A 13,751-nucleotide genomic window follows, 5' to 3' on the forward strand; every position below is an offset into this window, starting at 1 on the left:
CGAGTCGGGGAGACCGATGAACGAATCCGGCGCGGATCGCGTCGCGAAGTTGTCCGAAGCCCTGGAACGCACCGATCTGGACAAGGTCCGGTCGTGGGGCCAGATGGTAGCCAGCCGACTACGGCGCGGCGGGCGAGTGCTCGCCGTCGGAAATGGTGGAAGCGCCGCGCAGGCGCAGCACCTGGTTGCTGAGTTGGTGGGCCGGTTCGAGACGGAGCGCAACCCACTCGCTGCGCTCGCGCTCACCACTGACTCCGCGGTGGTGACTGCGATCGGCAACGACTACGGCTTCGACCAGTTGTATGCCCGGCAGGTCCGTGCACACGGTCGGGAGGGCGATGTGTTGATCGCGATTTCCACTTCCGGGTGCAGCACGAACGTGATCGCTGCCGCCACAGAGGCGAACGAGCTAGGGATGCTCACCTTCGCCTTGACCGGTCCCGCTGACAGCGTATTGGCGCGAGTATGCGACGAGGTGGTGTCTTTCGATTCGTCGGCGACCTCAACCATTCAGGAATGCCACCTTCTGATCGCGCACGAACTGTGTGCAGCGGTCGATGCGGCTTTGGCATCCGCCCCGTCGACGTCGCAGCCGGCCGGCGCAGAGACCGCCGAGTCCGTCCCGCCGACGACGGTTGAGCACGCTCGGCGCCTGGTGATTGTCGGTGACGTGCTGGCCGACTGTGACTGGTGCGGTGAGGTCACGCGGGTATCGCCGGAAGCGCCAGTGCCGGTGCTCAGCGCGGTGTCACGGCAGTGGCGACCAGGCGGGGCAGGCTTGGCCGCGATCCTTGCCGCCCACGATGGCTGCGAGGTCACGCTGGTGACCGCGATCGGCGCCGACGAGCCCGGCCTGCGGATTCTCAGCGACCTCACCGAGGCGGGGGTGTCGGTGATCGATCTGGGCATCGAGGCGCCGACCCCGGTGAAGATCCGGATGCGGGCACGCGGACAGACCCTGGTCATGGTCGACGACTCCGATCCGGCGGTGCCGGTGGGCGATCCGCCCCCAGAGGTCGCGCACGCCCTTGTCGAGGCACAAGGCGTACTCGTCGCCGACTACGGGCGCGGGGTAGCCGCCCAACCACGACTGAGGGCGCTGCTGTCGACCGTGGCACGCCGGGTGCCGGTGGTGTGGGATCCCCATCGTCATGGTCCGGCACCGACGGACGGGGTGAGCGTCATCGTCCCGAACGCGGAAGAAGCCGCTCTGCTCACTGCCGAGGACGGAGCTGCCGGTGACCTCGACAGAGATGTCCGCCGGGCGCGCAGCCTTCGATCACGGTGGAGATGCCGCCACACCGTGGTCACCCGGGGCGCCGATGGTGCAGTCCTGGTCGGCGCCGACACCGATCCCGCGCACGTATTCCCGGCTCCGCGCCGTGAGCATGGCGATACCTGCGGGGCGGGTGACCGGTTCGGTGTTTCGTTGCTCGAGGAACTGATCGGCAATCGCACAATGTCGACAGCCGTGCAGCGCGCCGTTACGGCGGCGGCCGATTACGTTGCCGGGCATCCTGCTACGGCGGGCAACCGCCCGCGACTGGATGGCGAGAGTGACGGGTTCGCCGTGGCCGATCGGGTGCGCGCGGCGGGTGGCCGGGTGGTGGCCACCGGCGGCTGTTTCGACGTATTGCACGACGGGCACCGCCAGCTGCTGGAGGCCGCCCGCGCAATGGGGGACTGCCTGATCGTGCTGCTCAACAGCGACGCGTCGGTGGCCAGGTTGAAGGGCCCGAACCGGCCGCTGGTGCCGCAGGTGCAGCGGGCGGCGATGCTGGCAGCGTTCTCCTGCGTGGACTCGGTGCTGGTGTTCGACGAGGACACACCCACCGAGCTGTTGGAGCGGGTGCGTCCGCATGTGTGGGTCAAGGGCGGCGACTACGGTGCCATCGAACTACCCGAGACCGCCGTCGTGCAACGTCATGGCGGCCAGCTCGTGGTCGGCCCGTACCTGGAGGGGGTGTCGACGAGCGAACTCATCGAGCGTGCTGTGGCCGGGCGGGTGATGCAGTCATGAACCGCACAGTGTTGGTGACCGGCACGGCCGGGTTCATCGGCGGACACGTGGCCACCGGTCTGCACGAAGCCGGGTGGACGGTGACCGGGGTCGACCAGAATCCAGCGGCGGCCGGGGCATGGGAGTCGATCACCGCCGACGCCGCCGACCCGACGCTGCTGGCTCGGATCACCGGTGGGGAGTTCGCGGTGGTGGTGCACCAGGCCGCGGTCAGTGACACCCTCGCCGAGGACGGCGAGCGGTTGCGGTGGGCGAACGCGACTGTGCCGCTGCGGCTCGCCCGCGCGTGCGCCGAATCCGGGACACGGCTGGTCTATGCCTCCTCGGGCAGCGTGTACGGCGTTGTGCCGCACGGGGTGTCCTCACGCGAATCCGACGCCGACGACCGTGGGCGCTGCTCGGGCCCACTGAACGCCTACGCGAAATCCAAGCTCGTCCTGGATCAATCGATGCTGCGCCGCGCCGCCGTATTCGGCCTGGACTGTGTGGGACTGCGCTACACGAACGTCTTCGGCCCCGGCGAGGAATCAAAGGGCGCGATGGCGTCGATCCTGTGGCAGATCGTCACCGCCGCAGCAGCCGGACGACCGGTGCGGTTGTTCGATGACACCTTGACCGCCGCGCGGGACTACCTGCCGGTCCAGGCGCTGGTGTCGACGCTGATGCAGCTGCTCGATACCCCGCAGGTCGCGGGCGTGTACAACCTCGGATCCGGAACGGCGATCCGGTTCGACACCCTGCTGGGCTGGTGCTCCGAATGGGCCGGTGCGCCGGTGCCGATGGTGGCGGTGCCGAACCCGATCCGTGACCGCTACCAGTACTGGACCTGCGCCGATATGCGGCGGCTGCGGGCAGCGCTACCCGCCCTGGAACCCGTGAGCACCGAGGTGATCCGGCACTACGCCCGCGACCTTTTCCACCACACCCGCGCCGAAGCCCGCAGCGCCGCAGAGCTTGTGAAGTCCCTGTGATCGGAGGAAACGCGATGTCTACCAACACAACCGACGTGTTCACGCGAGAGAAGGCGCTACGGCACCGGATCACGGCGTTGTCGCGGTCGCTGCGGGAGGTGACCGCCATCGAGCACCTCCAGAGGCCGCGTTACGTCGGCTACGACACCGTCCGCGACGCCGACGGCACCACTTACGGCCGCAAGAAGGCGATCCTGATGTCGGGCGGCTGTTCGGTGCCGACGTGCACCATGTGTCCGTTCACCAACTACAACAACTTCGGCCTGCACGGCGCGAACCCCCGGGGCTTGCGCGAGCAGGTCGCCACGCTGCTGGCACGCACCGATGACGAGCCGGACTACGACATGCTCGCCCTCTACAACGACGGGTCGTTCTTCGCCCGCCGCGAGGTACCGGCCGAGGTCCAGCTCGATATCGCCCGCCGCGTCGCGGCCACTGGTGTGCGCCGCCTGGTCGTCGAAAGCCTGCCCCAATTCCTCACGCCCGAGACCCTGGCACCTTTCGTCGAGGCCCTCGGCGATGTCGAGCTCGAGGTGGGAATCGGGTTGCAATCGGCCGACCGGCTGGTCCGCGAAACCCTGGTCAACACCCGAATCACCCGTGAGTCGTTCGAAGACGCGGTGGCGTTGATGCAGGCACACCACGTAATTCCCAAGGTGTACCTGATGATCAAGCCGCCGTTCCTCACCGACGGCGAGGCCATCACCGACGTGATCTCCTCCACCGAGTACGTGGCCTCGCTCGGCATCGGCGGAGTCACCGTGTGCCCGACGAGGCTGGCACCGAACACCGTGGCGTGGTGGCTCTACCAACGCGGGCACTACCAGGCGCCGAACCTGTGGACCGTCGTCGACGCCGTGCGCGGCGCGCACGCCAAAGCGGCGGTGCGGGTGGCCTGTATCAACATGCGCGGCACCGATTTCGACTCGGTGTACCCGGACTCCTGCGAGCGCTGCGCGAACGGCATCGTCGACGGGCTGGTGTCCTACAGCGTCACCGGTGACTTCGCCGATTTGCCCGTCACCTGTGACTGCCGGCCTGACATACGAGCGGTCGACCTCGATCACGACGCGATCCTCGCCCGCACCGCCGCAGCCCTCGACGTCGGCGAGGCCACCCCATGAAACCGCTACCCACCATCGCCGAACCACCACCAGGGTCGCACCTGCCGCAGATTCTGGTTGCTGCGCACGCTCGGCATGGCCCCATCTTCGGTGTCGGCTCAACGACGGGGCCGCCGACGGTGTTCTGCATCGGGCCGAACTCGGTACGGGAGATGTTCGACCAGGAACGCGCAGGCACACTGAGGGTGTACAACACTGCGGCGGTGCAGGCGCTGTTCCGCAGAGCGGTGTTCACCCTCCACGGTGCCGAACACCTGCGGGCGCGCAGTTTCCTGTCGACCGGGTTGCGCCACGGTGCGGTCACCGCCTACCTGCCGACAATCGGCGCTATTGCGCACCGCCATGTCGCCCAATGGGCCACCCTGCCGACCATCGAGCTCTATCAGGCGGCGCGCGACTACACGATGGCAGTGTGCCTGGCCGCGATCCTCGGCCTGGCCGTCGACGACCCCATCGCACAGCGGGTGCCGGACCTGTTCGACCGATTCGTCGCCGGAACCGAACTCCCACCGACCCGCACGACCGGCAGCGACCCGGCATACGCCGCCGCACTCGCCGCCGCCGAGGAACTGCGCGCCCTGCTCGAATCGCCCGCAGTGCGCATAGAGGGCAGGGCCGAGTCGGTGACCTCGAAGCTGGTCGCCGCCGGTCACGCCCCGGGCGGAAGCTTGGCTGATCATCTGCTGGCCTTGCTGATTGCCGCGCGAGAAACCACCGCCTGCCTGGTTACCTGGTTGCTGGTCGAGTGCGCGCTCGACGACCAGCTCGCCACCGCGCTCACCGCTGAAGCCCGCAGTCTGGTCGAGAACCCGTTGCAGGTGCTCCAGCACGGCGCTATCCCGCAGTTGCGGCACGTGCTGACCGAGTGCACCCGAGTCCATACACCCAACACGATCGCGACCCGGCGGGCCACTACGCCGGTGACGCTCGGCGGCTATCTGGTCCCAGCAGGCTGGCACGTCGCCTACAGCGCTCCCGCCACCCACCTTCTACCGCAGGAATATCCGGACCCGGAAGCGTTTTGCCCGCAACGCTTTCGCGGTGCCGAGGGCAGGCGCCGCGCGGCGGGGCTGCTCGCGTTCGGACGCGGCCCGCACGCCTGTGCAGGTCGCGGGTTCGCCGAGGCCACGACGCTGTTGCTGGCGGCGGCTGTGCTGGCCGAACACTGGATCGACCTGCCGGCCCGACGACCAGAGGTCGGCCGATTCCAGCCGGTCCGGGCGCCAGCGGGGCCGGTCGAAGCCCGCATACGCACAAAGGAGGTGGCTGGCCGGTGAACATCGACGACATCGTCGACCGGCTCGCCCGGTTCGAAACCGCGACAACAGCCCGGCTTCATCTGATCGCCAGCGAGAACCAGATGCCCGCCGACGCCCGGCTGCCGTATGTGAGCGCTGCCGCCGTCCGCTACTGCTTCGGCAGCGCCGAGGACACGCACTGGGCGTGGCCTGGGCGCGACGAACTCGCCGAGCTGGAATCGGTAGCGGCCCACGCCATCGGAGAACTCCTCGGCGCCCAGCATGTGAACACCAAACCCGTCTCGGGATTGTCGGCGATGACGGTGGCGCTCTCGGCGCTGGCCGGGCCGGCACACACCGTGCTGAGCCTCGCCGAAGCCGATGGCGGTCACGGCTCGACACAGTTCGTCGCGCACAGGTTCGGGTTGAACTGGCAGCCCCTGCCCGTCGACCCAGCCACTATGGGCGTCGACCTCGAGCTGCTGGCCTCCCAGGCCCGCCGGACCAGCGGGCCCGTGCTGGTGTACCTCGACTCGTTCATGGCGTTGTTCCCCCATGACATCGCCGGCATCCGGGCCGCGGTCGGCGAGGACGCGGTGATCCATTACGACGGCTCGCACACCCTCGGCCTGATCGCGGGCGGCGCGTTCCAGAACCCCCTGGGTGAGAGCGCCGACAGCCTCGGTGGCAGCGTCCACAAGACCTGGCCCGGTCCGGTCGGCAAGGGCATCGTGGCCACCAACGACCCGAACCTCGCCCACCAGATCGACATCCACGCAGCCGGATGGATATCGCACCATCATCCCGCCGATGTCGCCGCGCTGGCGATCTCGACGGCATGGATGACCGCCCATGCCGCCCACTACGCGACCGCGACCGTGGCCAACGCCCGCCGCCTTGCCGACACACTCGCTGCAGAGGGGTTCACCGTGTGTGCGGCTGACCACGGATACACCCGATCACACCAGGTGTGGATCGACATCGCTCCCACGTGCCCGGCTGATACTGCCTCACGGCTGCTGTATGAGGCCGGGATCGTCGTCAACGCCATCCCGCTGCCCTACCTGCCCGAGCCCGGCCTGCGGCTGGGAGCACAGGAACTGACCTTCGCCGGACTCGACGCCGCGGGTTTCGACGAACTCGCCGCGCTCATGGCGCGCGTACTCATCCACCGCGATCACCCCGAACAGGTCGCCCGCAACATCGCAGACCTGCGCATCCGCTACGGCATCGGCGACGCCGCTGCGGCCGACCATACGGCGCAGGAGGTGCTGCGCCGAGGGTGGCGGCAGGAAGAGAGGACTTCATGAACGCCACTGATCTGCCACTGACCACCAGCGACTTCTTCTGGCGACCCGACTGTCGTCATTTCATCGGCGGCCTGCCTTGCCAGCACTGGCGTCCCTGCCCAGGGTGCACACTGTATGACCCGGTGACCCACCGCATCCTGATCGTGATGCTCAAACGGATGGGCGACATGCTCATCGCCTCCCCACTACCGGCCCGCATCAAAGCCGAACACCCCGGCGCCCACATCACCTGGCTCGTCGGCGCCGAATCCGCACCCATCGTGGAGATGATCCCGCACGTCGACCGCATCCTGACCTGGGACACCGACACCGCCCACACCGTGCTCGCCGAGCACTACGACGCCGTCTACAGCTTCGAACGCCACCCCGCCGTGGCCGGGCTCGTGCCCCGGATCAGCGCCGAGCACCACGCCGGCCTCGCCTACGGCGGCGAGAACAACAGCCTCTATCCGCTCGGTGACCCGGCCCGGCACTTCTTCGCCATGAACACCTGGAACGACTTCCGCACCAGCGGAAACAGTAAGACGTGGACCGAGCTGTACTTCGAGGTCGCCGGCTACGTCTACACCGGCGAGCCCTACCAGCTGTCGGTGCCGGACGCGGCCAAAGCCCGCGTCGCCGCGCGGCTAGGTACCAGCGGAGCTTGGGTCTGCCTGAACGTCGGCGGCTCCAAGACGACAAAGCTGTGGCCCACCGGGCGCTGGGCCGACCTCGGGCGGCGACTGCTCGACGACGGACACCGGCTGGTCATCACCGGAGGCCCCGCCGACGCCCGCACATGCCACCAGCTGTTACGAGAACTGGACACCGGAGTGGGCCGAGTGCGTCACGACGCCATGACCCTGCAGGAATTCGCCGCGGTCCCGGACTTCTGCGACGCGATGGTGACCGGCGACAGCCTCGGATTCCACCTCGCCCTCGCCTACGACCTGCCCGTGGTGCTGCTCCTGGGCCCGAGCAACGGCGCCGAAGTCATCCCCAAACACGCCGACAATGTCACCGCGCTGCGGTCGACTCTGCCGTGCTCCCCGTGCGCACACCAGGTCACCTGCGGCGGGATCGGCGGCTGCATGGACACCATCACGGTCGCCGACGTCCATGGCGCGGTCCGCAACTCACTGTCCACAGCCGCCGTGCGGGAGGGCTGACCGCGTGGGATACGTGCTCGGGCTCGGCGGGCCCTACCATCACGACGCCTCCGCCTGCCTCGTCGCCGACGGCCAACCCGTCGCGTTCGCCGAGGAGGAACGGTTCTCCCGAATCAAGCATCACCGCGATTCCCGCTCGGCCGCCGCCTCAGCCGCATGGTGCCTGGCCCAGGCCGGAATCCGGAGCGGTGATATCGACGAGATCGCGGTGGCGTGGAACCCGTACTGGCCGAACCCCGCCGATGAGATCACCGACCCGGATCTGATCGCTGAACTCCTCGGACCGCTCGGTACCGGCCCGGACAGGCCACGGCGACTGACCATCGTCGGCCACCACCTCGCCCATGCCGCCAGCGCCTTCTACCCCGCAGGTGTCGCCGATGCCGCGGTCATCGTGGTCGACGGCTCCGGCGACGGTGTCTCCACCAGCATCCATCACGGAACCAGAGCCGGTCTGCGATGCCTGCGAACCTTCCCGTTCACACAGTCACTGGGCTGGTTCTACCAATTCGCCACCGAACACGCCGGGCTCGGCGACTGGACCCACGCAGGCAAACTGATGGGCCTGGCCGCCTACGGACGACCGAGCATCGACCTGAACTTCCTGCACCCCACCCGCGACGGCTACCACCTCGACCTCACCCCCTACGGCCTCGCGCCAGAGGCCGACCACACCGCCGGCTACACCGACCTCAGCTACTACCGAGCCCTACGCCGCGCCTACCACAAGGCATTCACCGACGCCGGAATCCCCGTCCAAGCGCCAAGATCGGACGACGCTCACCAAAGCCTCGCCGCTGACCTCGCCGCGTCGGCCCAACTCCTGCTGCAACGCTGCCTGATCAGCGTCGCCTCTACCGTCTTGGAGGAAACCGGCGCGACCGCGCTGTGCCTGGCCGGCGGTGTTGGGCTCAACTGCACCACCAACGGCATCCTCGCCCGCACCCCCGACATCGACACCCTGTTCGTGCAACCGGCCTCCGGTGATGCCGGATGCGCCCTCGGCGCAGCACTGGAAGTCGCGCACCGCCGCGGCGACCACACAGTGCCCAGCCCGCGCCAAGCACACGCCCTCTTGGGTCCGGCCTACGACAACCACGCCATCGAGACCGCCCTGCACGATACTGGCGCGAACTTCACCACCCCACCCGATATCGCGGCGACCGCCGCCCGCCTGATAGCCGAGGGCAAGGTCATCGGCTGGCACCAGGGCCGCGCCGAAGCCGGTCCCCGCGCACTCGGTGCCCGCAGCATCCTCGCCGACCCCCGCACCACCAGACTGCGCGACCGCATCAACCGCGACATCAAACACCGCGAACTCTGGCGGCCCCTCGCGCCGAGCATGCTCGACCCAACCGGCTGGACCACCACCCCCGACGGCCCGGCAGAATTCATGATCGTCGCCCACGACGCCACACCCCGAGCACGCCAACAGATCCCCGGCGTCGTCCACGCCGACGGCACACTGCGCCCACAGCACGTCGACCCCGCCCACCAACCCGAATACGCCCGACTCCTGCACGCCCTCGAAGCCGAGACAGGGATCGGGGTCGTGTTGAACACCAGCTACAACGGTCCCGGCGAACCGATCGTCAACACCCCAGCCGAGGCGCTTGCCAGCGGCGCCCGGCTCGGCCTGGACGCCATCGTGATCGGCGACTACCTCATCACCGCACCACCATCGACACCCGACCGCTAACAGATCCGACCTGAGAAAGGGATCATGACCAGCGTGACCGACACCGACTCGATTGCCCTCACCGACCGAGTCCGCGCCCGCTACGGCGACGCGGTACACATCGGCGCCGACTGCGACATCGCCGACGACGTCGACTTCGTCGTCGACACCGACGCCACCATCACCATCGGCGACCGTGTCAGCATCCGCCGCGGCACCACCCTGCAAGCCAACACCGGTGGACACATCATCATCGGCGACGACACCGCGATCGGCGAGAACGTCGTCCTGTCCGCCATGACCCGCATCCACATCGGACGCGGTGCAGGAATCTCCAACATGGTCGACATCCACGACCACAACCACCGCGCCCGCACCCCCGACACCCTCACCCCTGGCGAGCCGATCACCCCGTGGGCCAGCGGATTCGACACCGCCCCTGTCACCATCGAACCCGGCGCGATCGTCGCGAACAAAGTCTCGATCACCGCCGGAGTCACCATCGGCCAGAACGCCCGCATCGGCGCCAACGCCGTCGTCACCGCATCCATCCCGCCGAACACCACCGCCGTCGGCGCGCCCGCCCGCGTCACCGCCCGCCACCCCGGCCCCCTCGACCCCGAACACCCCCGAACCGAACTGCGGATCGGCTGGTTCGGAACCTCCCTGATGGAACACTACGAAGCCCACAACCCCCGCCTCGCAGTCCAAGCCGATCTCCCCGAGATCGGCGAACAGATCACGGTCACCGAATGGCGCAAACGCGGCTACGTCCACGCCCTGACCACCGGATGGTCCACCCGCTACCCATGGATCACCATTACCACCGACAACCGTGGTGAAGGAGGCGCAACCAGCCGCGACGTCCTGACCAACCTCCGAGCCGCAGTCGACGCCGGCGGCCGATGGGACCTCGCCGTCCTCGGTGTCGGCCTCAACGACGTCTGGCGACACCACCAGGGCCGGATGAGCGAAGCAGTCGGCATCGACAAATACGACACCAACCTCCGCACCGCCCTCGAACTCCTCACCACCCGCGCCCGCCGGATCGTCGTGATCGGTGAACCCCCGATCGGCTGGGACCCCACCATCGACGTCCCCGCCGCCAACCGCGACCTGACCGAATACAACCAGCGCGCCCGCCGCGCCGCCGCCGACCACGACGCGGTCTTCGTCGACATCTGGGACGACATCACCTACGTCGCCACCTGCTTCGGATGGTCACCCGCGACCCCCACGGCCCCAGCCGCCGAAGCACCCAGCGTGTGGGCCGACGGAGTGCACCTCTCCGAACAAGGCGACGAAACCGTCCGGCACACCATGGACCAAGCCATCACCAGCCACCAAGTCCTCGATGGCCTGCTCACCCTCGACAGGCTCGACCGCGCGACCGCGGCTCGGAAATACATCCAGTGACCCTCGCCCACCCGGCGATCAAGACGATCGAAGACGTGATGCGCGGTGCGGATCCTCCTCGTGTCGTCTTCTGCGATTGGCACGGAGTGCTGTGCCGGAAACCGTTCTGGCACAGCATTACCGACAATCCAGGTCACCCCCTGCATGCCGTCCTGAATCGAGAACTGGACCGGCTGTTCACGACAGGCAACCGGGAGGGCCGCGAATGGATGCGCGGAAAACGCAGCTCCCGCGACATCCTCACCAACCTCGCCGCTGCGCACCCGGGCCCCGACATCGACCAGCTCCTGACCCAGCTCGCACACGACATCGCCCACATGCCCGTATACCAGCCCCTGCTCCAAGCCCTGCGTGGTGCCCGATCCGACGCGGCCATTGTCCTGGCCACCGACAATATCGACGCGTTCACCAGCGCCTTCCAAGCGATCACGTCCGGCCACAACGAGCAATTGTCAGGTCAGGCGACGCTGGGAGGGGCCGCCACCGTGTTCGACGACATCATCAGCTCCAGCGACACCGGCGTACTGAAATCCGAAGACCCTGCCGCCTTCTTCGGCTCCTGGCTGACCACCGCGGGGCGCTCCTTCAGCGAGGCACTCCTGATCGACGACCGCGCCGACAACTGCGCGGCATTCGAACGATGCGGCGGTGCCGCCATCGAATGGACCCAATATCGGCTGGAAGAGCTGTCCGTCTGAACGAGCCACCGTAGACCTGCTGCCCAATGCAAACCGGAGCGTTCCAACCGAGCAGCAGCAAGCACACGAAGCATCAGAAGAGAGCCGACGACCGATGGCCGGTGGATTGATCGGGCCATCGGTCGAAGCCCTCTGATTTCTGTGTGGCAGGCCAGCCCCTACTTCAGCGATTGCAGGGCGGAATGTACTTCAGCGACCTCGTCGAGCAGCATGTCGAGGCGGTCGAGCAGGTCCGCCCGCCGCTGATGGGTGCTCACCCCAGGCAGTTCCGAAGTCTCGCTGGTGCTGATTTCGGAGCGGTCGAGCGACTGGTCCGTTGCCGGGGTCGTGCCCTGGTCTTCTCCGAAAATGGTGCTGCACAGTTGGCGGACACGTTCTTCGTCATTACGGGAGAAACGCCACGCTTCACCATCCGAGGCGAGCGTGCCACCGAGTTCGTCCGCCGCGTCATGGAAACGGCGGTCATATGGTGCCTCGACTTCCACCTCGGACCCGACCGAGATGATTACACTTTGCATTGCGGAGCCCTTTCTCCGTACCTGCCCCGGTCTGGTGTTGGCCCACCAGCCGGGGCGTTTCAATTCCGGCGGATACGACGCTATATGTGCGCCCGGAGACGCTCAATAGGGAATTCAGCGAAAGGATTTCCACGCCAATATTTTTCGCGAGCCCATCGGAACCATTGCATTGGTCCTACAGCTGGTACCTACCCAGCCGCCTGCGGATATGAATTCCTCGACGCATGGTGGTTCAATTAGTGCCGTCGGCAGCCAAGGCGGCGCGGATGTGGCCGGCGAGTTCGACTGCCTGCTCCAGAGACCAGAGCAGTACTCCGTTTTCCGCCATCAGGGCATGGAATTGCTGTTCGCGGTAGGGCACTCCCGGTGGTAGGGCGGCAACGTGCCAGTGGAGGTGAGCGTTTCCCTGTTGGCTGCCGAGACTGGCGATATATAGCCGTTCGGTAGGGGCCACCGTTTGCAGGGCTTTCCCGACTCGGTGAACCATTCTCATCAGCCGCAGATATTCGTCTTCGTCCAGGTCGTCAACCACATGCTCATGGTGATGTTTCGGGGATACGAGCACGTAGCCGGGCAGGGTCGGATACCGGGACAGGAACGCGATGTTCTCATCGTCCTCAGCAATGATCTGCTCGAGCTTCGAGTCGTGCTGTCCCGCGACGATGGCGCAGATGAAGCACGGTTTCGAGCGAACCCGCCGTTCGTAGTCGTCGAGGTCGAACGAGATACGTTCCATGACAGCGATTCTGCGCCGATCCTGCTCACGAAGGCGTCGGAACGGCACGATAATTACGCGCGACGTGGCAATGCCGCTTGACGGGGTGGTCGCGGTGAGCAGAAGGGGCCGATCGAATGATGTTCGACGACAAGTTGGGCGAGTTCCAGCAGTGGCAGGCCAGCCCATGGGGCAGGCTGCGGTACACGGTGGCGATGGCGAACCTTGTCCGGCACCTGCCCGCCGAGCGAGGACTGGAGATCCTCGACGTCGGTGGTGGCAATGGTGTGGAAGCGGTTGAACTCGCTCGACGCGGACACCACGTCACCATCGCCGACCCCTCACCTCAGTCCCTCGCCGAAGCGAACTCGATCGCCTCCGAGAGCGGCCTCCGCGACCGCATCACCACACACCCGGCCGATATCGACTCCCTCGGCGCCACGCTGGGCGGGGACGGCTTCGACGTCGTGCTGCTACACAACGTGATTCAGTACCTTCCGGAGCGGGATCGCACCGTGACCATGCTGGCGGACCAGCTTCGGCCGGCTGGGGTGCTGTCGCTGATTGCGCCCAACGCTGACGCCGACCCACTGCTGAGCGCGGTGCGTGGCCTGGATCTGGATGAGGCGCTGCGGCTGCTGGATAGCCCCACCCGGTACAGCGGCGCGTACGACACCAGAACTCACGCCTGCTATATCGACCAGGTATCGGCGGACCTGCGCACGGCGGAGCTGACCGTTATCGGGAGGTACGGCATCCGCTGTGTCTGCGACCTCATCGTCGACGACTCCCGCAAGTCCGCCCCCGACTTCTACAGCAAGCTCGAGCGGCTGGAACTCGCCTTGGCCGACCGCGCTCCGTACACCCATACCGCACGGTTCTTTCACCTCATCGCAGCCCGCTCACAGTAGATGC

12 protein-coding genes and 2 pseudogenes are annotated in these 13,751 nt (G+C 67.3%); 12 read left to right on the forward strand and 2 right to left on the reverse strand.

Annotation, left to right across the window (positions count from 1 at the left end; genetic code table 11):
* Nucleotides 1-16: 16 nt before the first annotated feature.
* The 11 genes and pseudogenes from OHB21_RS37480 to OHB21_RS13405 form a co-directional block, all read left to right on the forward strand.
* A pseudogene (locus tag OHB21_RS37480) lies at nt 17-559 on the forward strand (D-sedoheptulose-7-phosphate isomerase); the annotation flags it as partial.
* A gap of 105 nt (nt 560-664) precedes the next feature.
* Nucleotides 665-1,489: pseudogene (locus tag OHB21_RS37485) on the forward strand (bifunctional heptose 7-phosphate kinase/heptose 1-phosphate adenyltransferase); the annotation flags it as partial.
* 117 nt (nt 1,490-1,606) lie between these two features.
* The gene (locus OHB21_RS37490; protein ID WP_407675239.1) at nt 1,607-2,020 is read left to right on the forward strand and encodes an adenylyltransferase/cytidyltransferase family protein; all 414 of its coding nucleotides are present in this window, start codon (nt 1,607-1,609) and stop codon (nt 2,018-2,020) included.
* Nucleotides 2,017-2,991: an NAD-dependent epimerase/dehydratase family protein gene (locus OHB21_RS13370; protein ID WP_195142758.1), complete on the forward strand. Its 975-nt coding sequence runs from the start codon at nt 2,017-2,019 to the stop codon at nt 2,989-2,991. The genes OHB21_RS37490 and OHB21_RS13370 overlap by 4 nt, the downstream gene beginning before the upstream one ends.
* Before the next feature lie 14 nt (nt 2,992-3,005).
* Nucleotides 3,006-4,115, forward strand: coding sequence for a hypothetical protein (locus OHB21_RS13375; RefSeq protein ID WP_195142759.1), 1,110 nt, complete (start codon nt 3,006-3,008; stop codon nt 4,113-4,115).
* Between the two features lie 284 nt (nt 4,116-4,399).
* A complete protein-coding gene (locus tag OHB21_RS13380) occupies nt 4,400-5,392 on the forward strand; it encodes a cytochrome P450 (RefSeq protein ID WP_328438946.1) in 993 nt (330 codons plus the stop codon).
* Nucleotides 5,389-6,663: a PLP-dependent aminotransferase family protein gene (locus tag OHB21_RS13385; protein ID WP_195142761.1), complete on the forward strand. Its 1,275-nt coding sequence runs from the start codon at nt 5,389-5,391 to the stop codon at nt 6,661-6,663. Before OHB21_RS13380 ends, OHB21_RS13385 begins: the two co-directional genes overlap by 4 nt.
* A gap of 122 nt (nt 6,664-6,785) precedes the next feature.
* Nucleotides 6,786-7,811, forward strand: a complete 1,026-nt coding sequence (locus OHB21_RS13390) for a glycosyltransferase family 9 protein (RefSeq protein WP_328438948.1) — start codon at nt 6,786-6,788, stop codon at nt 7,809-7,811.
* 4 nt (nt 7,812-7,815) lie between these two features.
* Nucleotides 7,816-9,510: a carbamoyltransferase family protein gene (locus tag OHB21_RS13395; protein ID WP_195142763.1), complete on the forward strand. Its 1,695-nt coding sequence runs from the start codon at nt 7,816-7,818 to the stop codon at nt 9,508-9,510.
* A gap of 24 nt (nt 9,511-9,534) precedes the next feature.
* A complete protein-coding gene (locus OHB21_RS13400) occupies nt 9,535-10,905 on the forward strand; it encodes a DUF459 domain-containing protein (RefSeq protein WP_195142764.1) in 1,371 nt (456 codons plus the stop codon).
* Nucleotides 10,902-11,603, forward strand: coding sequence for an HAD family hydrolase (locus tag OHB21_RS13405; RefSeq protein ID WP_195142765.1), 702 nt, complete (start codon nt 10,902-10,904; stop codon nt 11,601-11,603). Before OHB21_RS13400 ends, OHB21_RS13405 begins: the two co-directional genes overlap by 4 nt.
* A 158-nt stretch (nt 11,604-11,761) precedes the next feature.
* Here OHB21_RS13405 and OHB21_RS13410 read toward each other — a convergent pair whose 3' ends face one another.
* Nucleotides 11,762-12,121, reverse strand: a complete 360-nt coding sequence (locus tag OHB21_RS13410) for a hypothetical protein (RefSeq protein ID WP_195142766.1) — start codon at nt 12,119-12,121, stop codon at nt 11,762-11,764.
* Between the two features lie 232 nt (nt 12,122-12,353).
* Nucleotides 12,354-12,857 (reverse strand): HIT family protein, encoded by a 504-nt coding sequence (locus OHB21_RS13415; RefSeq protein ID WP_195142767.1) that lies wholly within the window; start codon nt 12,855-12,857, stop codon nt 12,354-12,356.
* 116 nt (nt 12,858-12,973) lie between these two features.
* Between OHB21_RS13415 and OHB21_RS13420 the strand changes: the two genes are divergently transcribed.
* Nucleotides 12,974-13,747, forward strand: coding sequence for a class I SAM-dependent methyltransferase (locus OHB21_RS13420; RefSeq protein ID WP_195142768.1), 774 nt, complete (start codon nt 12,974-12,976; stop codon nt 13,745-13,747).
* The last annotated feature ends 4 nt before the right edge of the window (nt 13,748-13,751 follow it).

It is taken from the genome of Nocardia puris (genome assembly GCF_036051655.1).
GTDB lineage: Bacteria > Actinomycetota > Actinomycetes > Mycobacteriales > Mycobacteriaceae > Nocardia > Nocardia puris.